This is a genomic window from Brevibacterium sp. K72, assembly GCF_050562175.1.
GTDB lineage: Bacteria > Actinomycetota > Actinomycetes > Actinomycetales > Brevibacteriaceae > Brevibacterium > Brevibacterium casei.
Genome location: NZ_CP191582.1, coordinates 2,041,342 through 2,057,921 on the forward strand (window position 1 = coordinate 2,041,342; position 16,580 = coordinate 2,057,921).

General features: G+C 67.1%; 14 protein-coding genes. 7 read left to right on the forward strand and 7 right to left on the reverse strand.

Going from position 1 to position 16,580, the window contains the following annotated elements; genetic code table 11:
* Positions 1-657: 657 nt before the first annotated feature.
* From ACQ1RG_RS09030 to ACQ1RG_RS09040, 3 genes are all read right to left on the reverse strand, one after another.
* Positions 658-1,692 (reverse strand): IS30 family transposase, encoded by a 1,035-nt coding sequence (locus ACQ1RG_RS09030; RefSeq protein ID WP_009381402.1) that lies wholly within the window; start codon positions 1,690-1,692, stop codon positions 658-660.
* A gap of 670 nt (positions 1,693-2,362) precedes the next feature.
* Positions 2,363-3,076 carry a hypothetical protein gene (locus tag ACQ1RG_RS09035; RefSeq protein WP_009379041.1) on the reverse strand — a complete coding sequence of 238 codons (714 nt, stop codon included), beginning with the start codon at positions 3,074-3,076 and terminating at the stop codon, positions 2,363-2,365.
* A gap of 117 nt (positions 3,077-3,193) precedes the next feature.
* Entirely contained in the window at positions 3,194-4,729 is a 1,536-nt protein-coding gene (locus tag ACQ1RG_RS09040; protein ID WP_009379044.1) for an alpha/beta hydrolase, read from the reverse strand.
* A gap of 59 nt (positions 4,730-4,788) precedes the next feature.
* Between ACQ1RG_RS09040 and menD the strand changes: the two genes are divergently transcribed.
* Positions 4,789-6,444: a 2-succinyl-5-enolpyruvyl-6-hydroxy-3-cyclohexene-1-carboxylic-acid synthase gene (gene menD / locus ACQ1RG_RS09045; protein ID WP_238614637.1), complete on the forward strand. Its 1,656-nt coding sequence runs from the start codon at positions 4,789-4,791 to the stop codon at positions 6,442-6,444.
* Between the two features lie 12 nt (positions 6,445-6,456).
* Here the strand turns inward: menD and ACQ1RG_RS09050 are convergent, their stop codons facing one another.
* Positions 6,457-6,819, reverse strand: coding sequence for a MerR family transcriptional regulator (locus tag ACQ1RG_RS09050; protein ID WP_162909039.1), 363 nt, complete (start codon positions 6,817-6,819; stop codon positions 6,457-6,459).
* A gap of 63 nt (positions 6,820-6,882) precedes the next feature.
* On the opposite strand from ACQ1RG_RS09050, the gene ACQ1RG_RS09055 reads away from it, so the two are divergent.
* On the forward strand, positions 6,883-7,722 hold the full coding sequence (locus ACQ1RG_RS09055) for an SDR family oxidoreductase (protein ID WP_119296360.1): 840 nt from the start codon (positions 6,883-6,885) through the stop codon (positions 7,720-7,722).
* 26 nt (positions 7,723-7,748) lie between these two features.
* Here the strand turns inward: ACQ1RG_RS09055 and ACQ1RG_RS09060 are convergent, their stop codons facing one another.
* Positions 7,749-9,113, reverse strand: coding sequence for an isochorismate synthase (locus tag ACQ1RG_RS09060; RefSeq protein ID WP_095376751.1), 1,365 nt, complete (start codon positions 9,111-9,113; stop codon positions 7,749-7,751).
* A 149-nt stretch (positions 9,114-9,262) separates the two neighbouring features.
* Here ACQ1RG_RS09060 and ACQ1RG_RS09065 point away from each other — a divergent pair, with 149 nt between their 5' ends.
* The 3 genes from ACQ1RG_RS09065 to ACQ1RG_RS09075 are packed head-to-tail and all read left to right on the forward strand — an operon-like array spanning position 9,263 to position 12,289.
* Positions 9,263-9,955 (forward strand): demethylmenaquinone methyltransferase, encoded by a 693-nt coding sequence (locus ACQ1RG_RS09065; protein WP_009379052.1) that lies wholly within the window; start codon positions 9,263-9,265, stop codon positions 9,953-9,955.
* Entirely contained in the window at positions 9,952-11,253 is a 1,302-nt protein-coding gene (locus ACQ1RG_RS09070) for a geranylgeranyl reductase family protein (protein WP_009379053.1), read from the forward strand. The genes ACQ1RG_RS09065 and ACQ1RG_RS09070 overlap by 4 nt, the downstream gene beginning before the upstream one ends.
* A gap of 25 nt (positions 11,254-11,278) precedes the next feature.
* Positions 11,279-12,289 carry a polyprenyl synthetase family protein gene (locus ACQ1RG_RS09075; RefSeq protein ID WP_040342007.1) on the forward strand — a complete coding sequence of 337 codons (1,011 nt, stop codon included), beginning with the start codon at positions 11,279-11,281 and terminating at the stop codon, positions 12,287-12,289.
* Here the strand turns inward: ACQ1RG_RS09075 and rarD are convergent, their stop codons facing one another.
* The gene (gene rarD / locus ACQ1RG_RS09080) at positions 12,290-13,213 is read right to left on the reverse strand and encodes an EamA family transporter RarD (RefSeq protein WP_009379055.1); all 924 of its coding nucleotides are present in this window, start codon (positions 13,211-13,213) and stop codon (positions 12,290-12,292) included.
* A gap of 164 nt (positions 13,214-13,377) precedes the next feature.
* On the opposite strand from rarD, the gene ACQ1RG_RS09085 reads away from it, so the two are divergent.
* The gene (locus tag ACQ1RG_RS09085; protein WP_430600055.1) at positions 13,378-14,790 is read left to right on the forward strand and encodes an FAD-dependent oxidoreductase; all 1,413 of its coding nucleotides are present in this window, start codon (positions 13,378-13,380) and stop codon (positions 14,788-14,790) included.
* 24 nt (positions 14,791-14,814) lie between these two features.
* Positions 14,815-15,762, forward strand: a complete 948-nt coding sequence (locus tag ACQ1RG_RS09090; protein WP_119296358.1) for a GTP pyrophosphokinase — start codon at positions 14,815-14,817, stop codon at positions 15,760-15,762.
* Positions 15,763-15,765: 3 nt separating this feature from the next.
* Here ACQ1RG_RS09090 and ACQ1RG_RS09095 read toward each other — a convergent pair whose 3' ends face one another.
* The gene (locus ACQ1RG_RS09095; RefSeq protein WP_227007275.1) at positions 15,766-16,560 is read right to left on the reverse strand and encodes an alpha/beta fold hydrolase; all 795 of its coding nucleotides are present in this window, start codon (positions 16,558-16,560) and stop codon (positions 15,766-15,768) included.
* Positions 16,561-16,580: the final 20 nt, after the last annotated feature.

Here is a 16,580-nt window from a genome sequence, read left to right on the forward strand (position 1 = left end):
AAATTCAAGACGCCTCAAGAGGAAATCGAGAAAGATATCGCCAAGTGCGAATAACGCGTATTCCAGTTTGTGGTTTAAGTCGCAAGTTTGCATGGCTTCTGAATATATAATCGACGGGAGGACGTATATCATTTGGCAAATGAATTTTTCAAGGCCATGAGGAACATCGAGGAGATGTCCAAGAAGAACGTCGAGCAATTCGAGGAAATCAACCGGATCGGTAAGGTCAGTGCAGCGGCAAATGTTGCCATCGCAGTGAACTCGGCTCGGCAGGTAGCTATCCAGACCGAACAGTTGAATCTGGGGCGCGAAAGAGCCGTAACCGACCAGAGATACCAGCTGTCAATGTGGCGTCAGACTCCGGAAGGTCGCGAATATACGGCGTGGAGCCACAAGGCCCGGCAGTTGCTGCAGGTCTTTCAATCCAGAGAGGAAGCATGGCGCACTGCCTGGATGTCGGCAGTCGCGCGGACCGTTAATGAGATTCCTCTGGAGGAGCTTCAGCGATTCAAGCGCCGAAGCTGGTTGCTTCGCCAGCTTCCGTTGCTGCTGGTTGCGATAGTCTTTGCGCTACTTGCCTTCTTGTCGGTCTGGATTTCTGTCTACGCGTTCGCTCAGGTCTCCGCAGACAATGGCTGGTCGCAGGGCACGGCGATGTCAAGGCGTCGAAGCAACATGGGGCTCGCCGGCGAGCAGTCGAGCGAATGCCTCGGTGGGCGTGAGATAGCCCAGTCGGCGGCGGGGTCGATTGTTGATCTCCTCGGCGATGGTGGTGAGGTAGGGCTGGTGATCGGGGATCACCGTGCCCTTGGGCAGATACTCCCGGTAGAGCCGGTTCGTGTTCTCGTTGCTGGGCCTCTGCCAGGGCGAGTGGGGATCGGCGAAGTAGACCGGCATCGCCGTGGCCAGGGAGACCTTCGCGTGCTGGGCCATCTCGCTGCCCTGGTCCCACGCCAACGATGCCTTCATCATCTCGGGCAGGTCGTTGAAAAACTCGATGACCGCGTCAGCGGTTGGCTCGGCGTGTTTCGAGGGCAGGGCCAGCAGCCCGGTGAACCCGCTCATCCGCTCCACCAGCGTCGCCGCGCACGAGGTGCCGTTCTTCCCGATGATCAGGTCACCCTCCCAGTGCCCCGGCACCCGACGCTGGGCGGCGTCCTCACCTCGCTCCGCGATCGGGACCATACCTACGATTGGGCCACCGCGCGTCCGCCCGGTCGTACGTGGTCGGCGCTTGGTCCGCTTGGACTGCAGGAAGATGCCCTTGCGGGCGAGCTCACCCTTCGGGATTGCGTAGATGTACTGGTAGATAGCCTCACCGGAGACGGTTCGGCCGCGTGCGTCAGGAGAGTTCGCCATGCGTTCAACGGTCGGGTCTGTCGCCTCCAGACGCAACCGGCCCGCTATCTCGTTCGGCGTCCAGGACGCGGCCAGGTCGGCGTCCACCCTCGCCTGCAGCACCGGATCCCCCGCGACCTTCCGCTGCTGCGGGCGAGCTCGCCGACGCTGCGCTCTGACGTCTGCGGTCACGGCCTGGTAGCCGCGGGTCTTCGTCGAGTTCCGGTGAAGCTCCCGCGAGATCACCGACGGGCAACGCCCCAGGTGACGGGCGATCCTCCGCACCGACCAGCCCGCTTTCGAGGCCGCCGAGATCTCCGACCTGTCGCTGAACGACAACCCCACCCGCGCCATCTGCACACTCCACCGATCAGACCCCCGCCGACCGGGAGTGTTGCTTCGACGCTATGACACCACCCACACCGTTGAACCTTATTGTGTTCGTCTTGATGTTTACGATTCCATCACTGTGCTTAGTGGCGTCAGTGGGCTTCTTGTTCTACGTGAGACATCGTCGGATCCGTAGATTCAAAGCGGATAGGCAATTTGAAGACGAAAGGTCGAGGCGTCTTCAGACCTGGGGATTCGACCCGTTGGCTGTTTCCGATGATTATGTCGGCTTTTCTTGGTGCGCGGACGACCAGGTCAGTGCATATTTGACCCAAGTGCGGGTTCTGTTGAACTCCGAGTCCCAGTTTCCCGAGCCGTCTAGTTTGGTGGAACTAAGTTTGCCCGCTTCGAAGTGCGTCGACGATGTGCTTGCGCCGCGCGAGATCGTGGATCTACTGCACCGGTATCGGGCCGATCCTCGTCCCGGAACCAGGATTGGCACTTCTGAGTGAGGTCCAGCGACGAATCGTCTCGTTGACGTGCGATCGAGTCATGGTGAAGGAGGACCGCGATCGATCGCTCGGTGGACGAACTGCGAAGGCGCTGCATTCTGCTTGTCATTTGCCCTGAAAGCACCGCAGACGCCCCGATCCTGTTCGGCGTTCTCGCGGCTGGGATCGGGGCGTCTACTGGATCAACCTGCGTTCTTGACAGCCTCAACAGCAGTTTCGGCGAGCTTGACGGCGTCTTCCTGGTCGCCGCCGGGTGCCATGTTGGCGGCAGAGACCAAAGTGTTCCCGGTACGCGCGTAGACGGTGTCCGTACTCGGCATCTGCTGCCCCCCGCCGCCCATTGACATGTTGATTCCGAGTGATTCGTCAGCGCCCGGCACAGCTGCGTCAAAGGTTTCGACAGTCATCTGCATCTCCATGCCCTGCATCGTCATCGTCACATCGCCACAGGTCTCAGCCATCTGTCCGAAGGTCGAGAACTGCTCGGTTGTGGCCTGTTCGTCGGGGAAGCTCGAGAAGCCAAGGCCCATCGAGTTGTCGGAAGCGACGCCTGCGACAGTGGTTGCCCCACTCGTCTGCGCGGCGTTGAGGCCGGCCATCGCGAGGTCCTTGCACTCGGCGGGCTCAAACTCCGCCTGCTCGAGGGCCTTCGCGGCCTCTCCACCGGTCACAGCGCCAGTGTCGACGGGCTTGAACGTCTTGTCGTCGAAATCGGTGGTCTCGATGATGTTCGTCAGGGCTGCCTCGTCGAGCTGCTTCGCGGCCTGGGTCTCCTCGGCTGCAGGCTGCGAGCCGGAGTCCTGGCCGGAGTCGGCGGAGTCCGAGGAGCCGCCGCCGGTGCATCCGGCCAGGGCGAGGACGGCGGTGAGGGTGATGGCGGGCAGAAGGCGTTTCATTGGTCGACCTCTCGAGTCTGGGTACAGCCGTCAGGTGCGGCTGGAGCGGGGGAGCGGCGGGGCGTCACGCCCGGCTTTCAGGCGGGTGCCTGGTAGTCCGCTGGGTGGCGGCTGGGATCAACTGTAATCGAGTGCTGACGGGTCCGTTCCGCGCGGGTGTGCCGATTCGGGCACATCGTCGTGCACATCCGACACACCCTCTGCAGGGTGCCCTGTCGTGTGGTCGTGCTCCTCTCGGATCGGCGTCTCCGGTTCCTCCGCGGAGGCGATGCGCACGGTCGTCACCTCCTCCTGACCGAGCGTCGTGAAGTGCTGTGTGCGCCGACCAGGGATGATGGGGTCGTGCATGGCTGCGGCGAGCCGCCCGGTGAACGTCAGCCGCCCCTTCTTGTCGGCCCGCTGGGGGTACTCGTTGACCCCGGTGGGACCGGTCACGGTGATGTCGTACTTCCCGCCCGGCTGGAACAGGCCGGGGGTGCGCACGCGGAAGCTTCCGGTCCCGGTGAGGGAGAAGCCGGCGGCGCTCACGGACCCGAAGCGGATGATCTGCGCTCGCCGCCGGGAGATCTCGACCCGCCAGCCATGGATGTCGAAGAGCGCATGGCCGGTGAGGTAGGAGAATTCGCCGCCGTCGGCGATGCGGGAGTCCTCCCGGCGCCGGGACGGTCGCGAACTCTCGTAGTTGCGGTGCCTCTCGAGTGTCGTCAGCCACGCCCCGAGCTCCCGCTGCCAGCTCGTCCAGTTGTGCAGGCCCGTCGTCCGCGGGAACCACGAGTGGCGGATCCCGAGCGCGTTGAGCCGGGCGGAGAACCGTTCGCCCTGCTGGTTGACCATGGTCTCGAGGAGGTCGCGGTCCTTCGACTCCTCGAGGCTGCCGGAGCCTGCGGAGAACCACAGGTCGATGTCGCGGAGATTCTCGGCGAGACCGTACGGCGAGTTCGCGATCCATTCGCTGCGGTCGGCCTCCCGGTCGCCGAAGAGCGTCATCGACCGGGCGCCCTCGCGCATCGCGATGATGTCGAAGGCGGGAACCGCGGAGAGTGGGTCGAGCGGGGAGGAGAAGGCCGCTGCCGCGCCGTAGCGGTCGGGATGCCAGGCCGCGTACTTCATCGCCCCGTACCCGCCCATCGACAGCCCCGCGAGCAGCTGGGAGTGTCGGTCGGTCTCGACCGAATAGGTCTTGGCGAGGAACTCGGGGATCTCCTTGGTGTGGAAGGTCGGCCAGTCGTGGACCTCGCTGCCGACCGCGACCCGCGAATACGTCCCGGCGCCCCCGTCGGGCATGACGACGAGGTAGGGGGAGTCGGCGGTGAGCTCTTCGGCGCCCCCGAAGTCCGTCCACGACCGGAAGTCGTCCCCGCCGCCGTGGAAGAGGTGGATGACGGGGCTGACCTCGGCGGGGATCCCGGGCAGGAGGACGCGGACCCCGACGGTGCGGCCGAGGGCGGGGGAGTAGAGGAAGAACTCCCTCAGCCTCGGCGAGAGCTTGCGTTTGTCGCGGATATGCCACTTGCGTGCGTCCTTGCCCCGCGGTTCGGGGCCGAGGAATGCGCTGTTCTGGTCACGGGCAGGGAAGCGGCCGCGGTACGAGCGGGCTGCCGTGAGGGATCGGACGGCGCGTGCTCCAACCGCGATGAGGATCGATCGGCGCATAGGTCGAGCGTAGTGGGCCAATGTGAACCTCAGGTGGGCAAGTGGTTGAATATCGGGTGATGTCGAATTCTTCCGCAGTGGCGCAGCAGATCGCCCGCAGTCTGGTCGCCTCCGGAGTCAGGGAGGTCGTCCTCGCGCCCGGATCGCGGTCGGCGCCCCTCGTCTACGCGCTCGCCCCCCTCGCCGAGGCGGGGGTGATCCGCACGCACATCCGCCTCGATGAGCGTGATGCCGGGTTCCTCGCCCTCGGTCTCGCCCGCGGTCTGCGGGTGCGCGGCAGCGAGTCCCCGGTCGCACTCGTGACGACCTCGGGTTCGGCGGTTGCGAACCTCCACCCGGCCGTGCTCGAAGCCGCCTACGGTCATCTGCCGCTCATCGCGCTCACCGCCGACCGTCCCGCCCGCCTGCGCGGGACCGGGGCGAACCAGACGATCGACGATCAGGCCCACGTCCTCAGCGACGTCCGCGCCCGGTTCGACGTCCCCGCCGGTGACGCGGTCACCACCGATGATGTGGAGGATGCCGTCGCCGAGGCGGTCGCCCGATCGATGGGCACCGCAGAGGGTGGGTCCACACCGTCCCTGCCGGGTCCCGTCCAGCTCAACGTCCAGTTCGACACCCCGCTCGTGCCCACCGCCGACGAACTCGAGGCGTGGACCTCCGAGATCGCAGAGTTCGCCGGTGCTGATCCCGGACACGGGGACTCAAGCGTCGCGCGCGCGGACGCCCTGCCGCCGGCGGACCCGTCGGCCGGGAACCCGACCGTCGATGTCACCCTCACCGAGGGCACCGTCATCGTCGCCGGTGACGCCGGCGGGCACGCAGCCGATACGCTGCGGGCGCTCGCCGAAGAGCACTCGCTTCCTGTGCTCGCCGAACCCTCGAGTCCGCTCGCGTTCGGCGCCCAGGACTCGGCGACCTTCGTCCCCGCCCATGCCCGGGTGCTCACCGACCACCCGGAGCTGGCAGGCGCGATCCGCACCGTCATCGTCCACGGCAAACCGACCCTGACAAGGCCGGTGGCGGCGCTGCTCGCCGACACCTCGGTGTCCGTCAAGCGCGTCCCCGACGACATCGATGCGCACCCCCTCACCGTCACCGGCGAGCAGCGCGACGGCGGTGCTTGGGTGCGCGACTGGGTCGAGGCGGGCAACGCCGCCGTCGGGGCCGTCCGGGACGCGCAGTCCGCGCAGACCGCACGCGCGATCACCGAACACCTCGCCGCACAGGACATCACCCTCTTCGCCGCGAGCTCGAACACCATCCGCTACCTCAGTGAGGCCGTCGACGTCCGCGCCCGCGTCCACGCCTCGCGCGGTCTGGCCGGCATCGACGGTCTCGTCTCAACCGCGACCGGGCTCTCCCTCGGACTCGGGGAGCCCGTCGTCCTCCTCATCGGGGACGTCGCGATGCTCCACGACGTCGGCGGCCTGCTCACCCCCAGCGCGGAGGAGTCGGGTGCGGTGACGATCGTCGTGCTCAACGACGACGGCGGGGCGATCTTCTCCGGGCTCGAGCATTCCCAGCCGCACGTCGCCCCCTACCTCGAGCGGTACTTCACCGTGCCCCACGGCAGGGGATTCGGCGACCTCGCCGCCGCCTACGGGTGGGAGCACACTCAGGTGAACGACCTGCCGGCCTTCGAGGAGGCCCTATCCGGAACTCTCGGCCCGGCCGACGTGACCAGGCGCATCATCGAAGTCCGCCTCGGTTGAGCACACCGTGGATCAGACGGGGTCAGCATCCTCGGGTGCCAACTCCGTCAGCAGTCCGAAGAGCTCGTCGATCCGCTGGTCGAGGACCGAACGAAGGCGCTCGGCCAGACGCTCCCAATCCTGGCGCGTCGGCACCTGGCCGGGAGGGAGCGCCTTGAGCGCCTCGCGGATCTCGGCGACGCTGAGACCGACCTTCTGCGAGGCGCGGATCATCGCTATCCGACAGCACGCATCGGCGAAGAACCGACGGTGGTTCTCAGTCGTCCTCTCGCTGGGCAGGAGACCGTGGTCGTCGTACCAGCGCACAGCCGACGGCGCGATCTCCATCCGCTGCGCCAGCTGCCCGACGCTCAACCCGCTCTCATGCCAGTCCACACCGTCATGGTGACACGGCTCACGTTTGCCTTCAACCGCGGTTGAAGGCATAGGCATGGAGTCATGAATGCGAATGAGAAGACCAGAGTGCTTGTCATCGGTGCCGCAGGCAACGTCGGTGGACAGGTGTGCGCACAGCTCGCAGCCGCCGGTGCGGACGTGCGGGCGGCCACCCGGCGCCCGGAGCTTGTGGAGAAGGGCAGGCACATCGAACCTGCAGCCGTAGACCTCACCGATCCCGACTCCCTTGCCCGTGCCGTCGATGATATCGACGCCGTCTTCCTCATCTGGCCGTTCTTCGATGCCGAGGAGGACGCACGGCGGAAGGTCGCTCCGATCGCGGAGATCCTCGGGAATTCAGTGCCCCGCGTCGTCTACCTCTCATCGCAGGGGGTGGAGAAGGATCGACGCAATTTCTGGTCGGTCGTCGAGGACGCGGTCGCCGACCGCGTGGGCGAGTGGACGATGCTGCGACCGACGGGGTTCGCTGCGAACGCGAGGCAGTGGATCCCGCAACTTGCGGAAGGGGATGTCGTGCGGTGGCCCTTAGGTCGGATGGCTCGTCCCCTCATCCACGAGTCAGATATCGCAGCCGTCGCCGTTGTCGCCCTCCTCCACGATGGGCACGCACGAGAGGACATCGTCATCACGGGTCCCGAGCTCATCTCGCAGGAGGCTCAGATCCACGCGATCGGTGCCGCGACCGGCAGAGACCTGCGCTGGGAGGAGCTCAGCCGGGACCAGGCGGCAGCGGAGTTCGGCCTGCCGGACATGATGCTCGACGCATGGGAGGGCTTCATCTCCGACCCCGAGCCGATCACCGACGAGGTCGGGCGACTCACCGACCGGCCGGCTCTCAGCTTCGGCGAATGGGCGCGTGAACACGCCGACGACTTCCGGTGATGGAGACCTCAGGGGCGACTGAGGCCTCAGATGAGACCGAGCGCCCTCCGCATGGGGGCGAACTTCGCCTCGGTCTCGGCCACCTCGGCGACGGGATCGGAATCGGGCATGATCCCGGCACCGGCGAAGAGTCGGATCCGGTTGCGGTCCTCGAGCTGTCCGCACCGCAGGGCGATGCCGAACTGACCGTTGCCGCGGTCGTCCATCCAGCCCACGGGACCCGAGTAGCGGCCCCGGTCGAGGGGTTCGAGCTCGTCGACGAGGGCCACGGCGCTCGCCTGCGGGTACCCGCCGACCGCGGCCGTCGGGTGGACGGCGGCGGCGACGTCGAGGGCGTTGAGGCCGGAGTCCTCGGGCAGGTGGCCGGTCGCGTCGGAGGCGGAGTGGATGACGTTGGCCAAGGGCAGGAGGTGGGGGCGGTCGTCGACGGAGACGTCGGCGGCCACAGACCCGAGGCTGCGCTGGAGGGAGGCGATCGCGAACGCGTGCTCGGTGCTGTCCTTGTGCGCGCTGAGCAGCTTGCGGGCCTGCGCCATCTCCGCGGTCGGATCCTCCTCCACCCGGTACGTGCCCGCGAGCACGCGTGAGGTCACCCGCCCGTGCTCGACGCCGATGAGCAGTTCGGGGGTCGCACCGATGAGACCGGCGATATCGAAGGTCCAGCAGCTCGGGTAGCTGCGGTTGAGCGCGCCGAGGACCGACCGGACGTCGATCTCGTCATCCGTGGTGACGACCTCGTCGCGGGCGAGGACGACCTTGCGCAGGGTCGCATCATCGGAGGCGGGATCCACCTCGGCGGGGGAGCCGACGGGGGTGAGCATCGCCGAGACGGTGGCCACAAGGTCCGCCCACGTGTCCTCGTCGAGGTCACCGGGGGACTCGCTCGCCGAGGTGACGGGACGCAGCGCCTCCTCCCTGAGCACCGGGGGAACCGGGGTCGCGCCCTCCGCGGCGATCGTCGTCATCCACACGCGACCGCCTCGGCGGCCGAGGACGAATTCGGGGATGTGGAGGAGGGAGTCGACCTCGGAGTCCTGGGAGTAGGTGACGGTCGCGAAGCACATCAGCCCCGACCCGAGGTGGTCGACCTCGTCTTCGATGACGGCGGCCGCGGTGATCGCCTTCCACGCGTCCGAGAGCTCGGTGAACCGGTTCCGGCCGCGGGCGCGGATGCGCAGGGTCCGTCCGAATCCGATGAGCCCCGAGGTGTCGCGGACCCAGCAGGAGAACGCCGAGGTGGGCAGCAGCGCCAGCGTCTGCTCGACGGTGGTGGGCAGTCCGGATTCGAAGGGGAATCCGGGACCGGGGTCGACGTCGTCGACGAAGCGGGAGCGGACGGTGAGCCGGGGGGTGTCCGCGGTGATGTCGGAGGAGGAGAGCGTCGTAGTCATGTCACGCTCACTCTAACCGAGGCGGCATCAGGGGACCCTGGGGGTCCCCGCCCTGTCCGCCGGCCCCGTCGTCGGCTGTGTCGAGTCGCACACGGCCGAGTGTGACCGCGGATTCGCCCGCAGCCGCATCGTGTTGAGACAATGAGGCCATGAACCGTGCCCAGCTGGACAAGCAGCCTGCTGACGTCGCCTCGATGTTCGACGATGTCGCCTCCCGATACGACCTCACCAACGACATCCTCTCCCTCGGGCAGGCGCGGTCCTGGCGTCGCACCGTCGCCTATGCCGTGGCCGCCGGCCCCGGAGAGAAGGTCCTCGACCTCGCCGCAGGCACCGGCACGTCGTCGATGGCGTTCACCCATCACGGCGCCGAGGTAGTCGCCGGTGACATCTCCGAGGGCATGCTCGCCGAGGGCCGCCGCCGGCACCCGAAGATCGACTTCGTCTATGCCGACGCCCTCGATCTGCCCTTCGATGACGAGACCTTCGACGTCGTGACGATCTCCTTCGGCATCCGCAACGTCCACGACGTCGACCGTGCCCTTGACGAGATGCGCCGGGTCCTCAAGCCCGGGGGCCGCCTCGTCGTCTGCGAGTTCTCGACGCCGACGTTTGCGCCCTTCAGCGTTGTGTACAAGGAGTACCTCATGCGGGCCCTGCCCGCCGTCGCGACCGCCGTGTCCTCGAACCCCGAGGCCTACGTCTACCTCGCCGAGTCGATCCGCGCATGGCCCGACCAGGACGCGTTCGCCGTCCAGATCCGGGACGCCGGATTCGACCAGGTGAAGTACCGGAACCTCTCCGGCGGCATCGTCGCGGTCCACCACGCGCTCAAGCCGTGAACGAGTTCGACGCCGACGTCGTCATCGTCGGGGCCGGTCCCGCCGGATCGGCGCTCGGAGCGTACCTCGCCCAGGCCGGCCATGACGTCGTCATCCTCGAGAAGTCCGGTTTCCCGCGCGACAAGATCTGCGGCGACGCCCTCACCCCGCGCGCGGTCAAGGAGGTCGGGTACCTCGGTCTCGAGACTCCCGAATCCGAGGGCTGGCATCGCAATCGGGGCCTGCGCCTCATCGGCGGCGGCCACCGCCTCGAGATCGACTGGCCCGACATCGACGGCACCCCGAACTATGGTCTGACCCGACCCCGGATGGGCATGGACGAAGCCTTCGCCCGGCATGCGCAGCGCAGCGGGGCCAGACTCTTCGAACAGGTCAAAGCGCTGAGTCCCGACATCGGCGAGGACGGCTGGGTCCGCGGAGTCCACGCCACCGGCACCGACCACCGGGGCCGCCGGGTCGGCCCCGACGCGCACTTCCGCGCCCCAATCGTCGTCGCCGCCGATGGCGTCTCCTCCCGTCTCGCCGTGGCCATGGGTCTGGAGAAGCGCGACGACCGCCCGATGGGGGTGGCCGTGCGCGCCTACCATTCCTCGCCGAGGCATGCCGACGAGTACATCGAGAGCTGGGTCGAGATGCGCTCGACGAACCCGGCAGGCGAGTCCGAGGTCCTGCCCGGCTACGGCTGGCTCTTCCCCATGGGCGACGGGACGATCAACATCGGCGCCGGCCTCCTCGACTCCTCACCCCAGTTCGGCTCCGTCGACCTGCGGGCCGTGATGCGGGAGTGGATCGCCGACATGGGCGAGGAGTGGGGGATCGACGCGTCGACGGAGATCGGTCCGATCAAGTCCGCGGCACTGCCGATGGCGTTCAACCGCACCCCGCACTTCCATCGCGGCCTCCTCCTCATCGGCGACTCCGGGGGCATGGTCAACCCGTTCAACGGTGAGGGCATCGACTACGCCCTCGAGTCCGCTCGCCTGGCCGCCGAGGTGATCTCCACCTACGCCCGGTATCCGGAGTCGATCATGCGGGAGAGGCTCGCCGAATACCCTGCGCTCGTCGGGGATTCGCTCGGGCGTTACTTCACCCTGGGCCGAGTATTCTCTGCGATCATCGGCCACCCGTCACTGATGCACTTCGGAATCAAGTACGGTATGGGTGTTGATGTTGTGATGGAGTTCGTCGTCCGACTGCTGGCGAACCTCTACCGCGACCCCACGATGTCCGAGGCCGATCTCATCGATCGGGTGATCGCAGGACTCACCCGGATCGTCCCGGCCACGAGCAATGCCTGACCCAGTGACTATGAATGACGAGGACATGAGCCACCTAGCCTCCCCGGTGACGTTCATCGGCGCCGACGCCCAGCTCGCGGCCGACATCTCGACTCAGCTCGAAACCGTCGAACGCCGCCTCTACGAGGTCACGGATCAGACCAGGAAGCTTCCCGACACCGCGTCGAAGCACCTGCTCGCCGCCGGCGGGAAACGGGCCCGTCCGAACCTCGTGCTGCTCACCGCCCGCCTCGGCGAACCTCACTGCGACGAGGTCATCGAGGCAGCGGTCGCCGTCGAGCTCATCCACCTCGCCTCCCTCTACCACGACGACGTCATGGACGACGCTCCCGTGCGCCGGGGCGCACCCGCCGCTCATGAGGTGTGGGGCAACTCCGTGGCCATCCTCACCGGGGACCTCCTCTTCTCGAAGGCCTCGCTCGTCACCGCGGGCCTCGGTCCGGAGGCTGTGAAGATCGAGTCGGAGACGTTCGAGCGCCTCGTCCTCGGCCAGCTCGCCGAGTTCGCCGGGCCCACTCCCGATGAGGATCCGATCGGGCACTACATCGACGTCCTTGCCGACAAGACGGGGTCGCTCATCGCCGCCTCTGCGCAGTTCGGGGCGATGTTCTCCGGCGCCGATCCGGCGCTCGTCGATCCCGTGCGGATCTTCGGTGAGCGCGTCGGTGTGGCCTTCCAGCTCGCCGATGACATCATCGACCTCACGACGACGGGCAGCCAGTCCGGGAAGACCCCGGGCACCGACCTGCGCGAACGCGTGCCCACTCTGCCCGTGCTCTACGTCCGTGCCGCAGCTGCCGATGGGGACGCCGAGGCGGCTCGGGTCGCCGAACTCCTCGACGCCGATCTCAGCTCGGATGCCGCCCTCGAAGAGGCACGGGCCGCGCTGGCCGCGCATCCGGTCACCGAGGCCGCCCGCGCCGAGGCGGTGCGCTGGGCGGAATCGGCGAAGGAGGCTCTCGCGCCGCTGCCGGAGGGCATCGTCAAGGAGTCCCTGTTCGAGTTCGCCGATTCCGTGGTCTCGCGCTCGCGCTGATCACTCCGACGTCAGCGGCCTTCGGCTGTGGCGGACCATGTCCGTGCACAGGAGGATGACGGCGATCCAGATGATGAGGAACCCGATCCACCGGGTCGTCGACATCGCCTCGCCGAGGACGGTGACGCCGATGATGAACTGGAGCGTCGGGGCGATGTACTGGAGCATCCCGATCCACGACAGGGGGATCCGCCTGGCGGCAGCGCCGAAGAGGATGAGCGGAATGGCCGTCACCGGTCCAGTCGCGAGGACGATGATGACGTGGAGCGGTCCGAACCCGGTGAACGTCTGCGCCCCCTGCGAGCCCAGCCAAGCCAGCCAGGCGAGGCTGGGCACCGCGAGGATCGCGGTCTCGACCGTCATCCCCTCGAGCGCCCCGACCTTCGCGCCGACCTTGTTCTTCACCAGCCCGTAGAACCCGAACGAGAGCGCCACGGAGAACGCGAGGTAGGGGAAGCGGCCGAGTCCGAGGCCGACGACGATGACGGCGACGAGACCGAAGCCCACGGCAGCCCACTGCAGGGGCCGCAGCCGCTCACCCAGGAAGACGACGCCGAGGCCGATCGAGATGAGCGGGTTGAGGTAGTAGCCGAGGGAGATCTCGACGAGGTGGCCGGTGTCGATGCCGTAGATGAACGTCGTCCAGTTGATTGCGATGAGCACGGCCGCCAGGGCGAGCAGCCAGAACGTCCGACCTGACCGCACGACCTGCCAGGTGCGCGCGAAGCCGCGGGCGAATACGAGGAGGATCGTGCAGAACACGAGCGCCCAGATCACGCGGTGCGCGACGAGTTCGAGAGCGCCGGTCGGTGCCGCCGCGGCGAAGAGCAGGGGGAGGAGACCCCAGAGCAGGTAGGCGGACGTTCCGTAGATGAGGCCGAGGCGACGGAACGCGCTCTCGTCAGGGGCGGCAACAGTGTTCACAAGGAGAGTCTAGGGTTCTCCCAGCAAACTGTGGGAGTGGTCTGCCACGCGGGACGCAGAGCGCTCATTGGGACTGACGGGCCGGTGCGAGTTTCGTCACGTCTGTGTTAGGGATACCTACATCGGCGATAGAATTGACCTCGATTGTCTAGAGAGGTGTGAGAATGACCCGTCCTTTCCGTGTGGCTATAGTCGGTGCCGGTCCCGCTGGGATCTATGCGGCTGATCTGTTGACGAAGGCTGAGCGTGATTTCGAGGTCAGCATCGATCTCTTCGAGCGACTCCCGACCCCGTTCGGTCTGGTCCGGTACGGGGTGGCTCCGGATCACCCCAGGATCAAGGGCATCATCAACGCCCTGATCAAGGTCCTCGACCGGGGAGACATCCGGATGTTCTCCAACGTCGACTACGGAGTCGACATCACCCTGGACGAGCTCACCGATCGCTACGATGCCGTGATCTTCTCCACCGGCTGCTTCGTCGATGCCTCGCTGGACATCCCCGGCGTCGACCTCCCCGGTTCCTACGGTGCCGCGGACTTCGTCAACTGGTACGACGCGCACCCCGATGTGAGCCAGGACTGGCCGCTCGAGGCTGAGCAGGTCGCGGTCATCGGCAACGGCAACGTCGCACTCGACGTCGCTCGCGTGCTTGCCAAGCAGGCCGATGACATGCATGTCACGGAGATCCCGGATCATGTGTATGAGGGTCTGAAGTCCTCGAAGGTCACCGACGTCCATGTCTTCGGTCGCAGGGGGCCGGCGCAGGCGAAGTTCACCCCGCTCGAGCTGCGGGAGCTCGGGCATGTGCCGGATGTCGACATCATCGTCTATCCGGAGGACTTCGAGTTCGATGAGGGGTCGATGGAGGCGATCGAGTCATCGAATCAGGTCAAGCAGGTCGCGAAGACGCTGACCGATTTCACGCTGCGTGAACCGACCGGAGCGAGCAGGCGGCTGCATCTGCATTTCCTCCATGCCCCGACCGAGATCCTCGGCGATGGGCAGGTCGAAGGTCTGCGCACGGAGCGTCAGGAGCTCGACGGGACGGGCAACGTCCGGGGTACGGGCGAGTTCGTGGATTGGCCGGTGCAGGCGGTCTACCGCGCCGTCGGCTATGCCGGCTCAGCACTGCCGCAGCTGCCCTTCGATCCCCGCCGCGGGGTGATCCCGAACCATGAGGGTCGCGTCGTCGACGCCGTGGATCAGAGCGAGGCGGCCGAGTCCGATGTCGTTGCCGGCGTCTACAGCACCGGGTGGATCAAGCGGGGCCCGGTCGGCCTGATCGGTCACACGAAGGGCGATGCCCTCGAGACGATCACTCACATCCTCGCCGACCGCGCCGCCGGTGTGCTGGCCGAGCCGGTCGCTCCCGCCGAGGACTCGATCGTCGAACTGCTGGAGTCCAAGGGCGTCGAGTTCGTCGACTGGCAGGGCTACCACCGCCTCGATGCCGCCGAACGGGCCGCCGGAGCGCTCGAGGGCCGTGAACGGGTGAAGATCGCCACCCGTGAGCGGATGCTCGCCGCCGCCCGCGACCACGCCGCGATCGCCTCGGCGCCGGTCTCCGGGCACTGAACCGTTGTCACCGAACCTCTCATCGTGAACGCCGATTCCGACCTCCGTCGACACGTCGATGCCGCCTACGCCCAGCGGTACGACGTGTGGGAAGCGACGGCGACGCGGATCAAGGCCTGGCTCAAGGAGCAGCAGCGGGGCCTGCTCAAGGACAAGGACATCTCCCGCCTCGACGTCGACGGTCACCGGATCAAGGATCCGGCACGGACCCTGGCCAAGCTCGCTGAGAAGGTCGCCGCCGAACCGGACATCACGGTCACCTCGGCGGAAGACGTCGAGGACCAGATCAGGGACATCGTCGGCGTCAAGGTCCTCTGCAAATCCCCGCGTGATCAGAAGATGATGTTCGACTCCCTGCGGGACCCCGAACAGCTGGGGTCGTTCGTCCTCATCGAGGAGAAGAACTACGTCGACCGGCCCAAGCCCAGCGGCTACCGGGCCTGCCATGTCACGCTGCGCATCCCCGGCGATCACGGCGAGCCGGTGTTCGCCGAGATCCAGGTGAAGACCCGACTCCAGGACGCGTGGGGCGAGCTCACGCATGAGGACATGTACAAGCCCGGCGCGGCGATGAAGCCCAGTGAGCTCCACGGCGAGTTCGCCCGCGCGATGGCGAATATGCTCGCCACCGTCGACGAGATGGCCGACACCCTGGCCGTTGAACTCTCGGCCCTGACGAATCCCGAACCGGAGCCGGACCTCATCGCCGCAGTCGTCGAGCGTGCGGCCATCGATGTCCGCGTCCGCGCGACCGGACCGAAGTACGCCCTCGCCGTCGATGCCGCCGGCCGCCAGGGACTCATCCCCGCGTTCGCCGTCCGGGAGCTCAGCGGTGAGAAGGGCACGATCAAGGTCAGCGACTTCGTCGCCGTCGACGATCGCCTCCGCGCCACCGTCGAAGAGGACTCCAAGGGCCTCTACTACATCCCCATCGCCCTCGCCGGGGACACGGGAGAATCCCAGGCCGGCTGAGGCTCAGGCGAGCCGGTCGACGAGGGCTGCGAGCCCGTCCGGGTTCTCGAGATGGGCCATGTGCCCCTGACTGGGCAGGGCATGGACTCGAGAACGCGGCGTGCGGGCGAGCACATCGTTCACCGTCGTCCCGTAGGGTGCCTCGCCGAGGTTGTCCCCGCCGACGATGACATCGATCCTCTCGGCCCGCTGGGCGAATTCCTCCGGCACTGGGGCGGTGCCGATTGCGAGGACTTCGGGGTAGAGGGGGCGAGCAAGGGTGCGGAGTCTCTCCCATGCGCGAGGATCAGCGCGCAGCCGGGCGATGTGCTCATCGTCGAATCCCGAGATGTCGCGGTTGACGATCTCGACGGATGCATCCCAGTCGGCGGCAGCGTGGGCGCGCTCGAGCGACGGCAGGGCAGGGGCACCGAACGGCGCCATCACGGGCTCGTAGGCGATGAGGTGGTCGAGGCTGCGCTCGTTCGCGCTGTGGAGGGCGACGAGTCCGCCGAAGCTCCACGCGAAGACCTGCCGGGCCCCGAACTCATCGAGGACCGCGTGGAGGTCGGCCACCTCGGCGCCGATCGAATGCGGCGCGGGCAGAGGCGTCGACGGCGGCCGCCCGCGACGATTGATCACCGCGACGATCGGCCACGACCGCAGCGCCGCGGCGAACCTCCGCCACGCATGGGAATCGCTCATCACCCCGGGGAGCATGACGAGCGTCCCCGCCGACGCCCGTGTGTGGGGCCGATCGGCGTAGACGTCGACGACGATGCGTCCGCCGTCAGGCAGCCGCATCTCTTTCTGAATCATCTGCTCCATAAATTGATTAT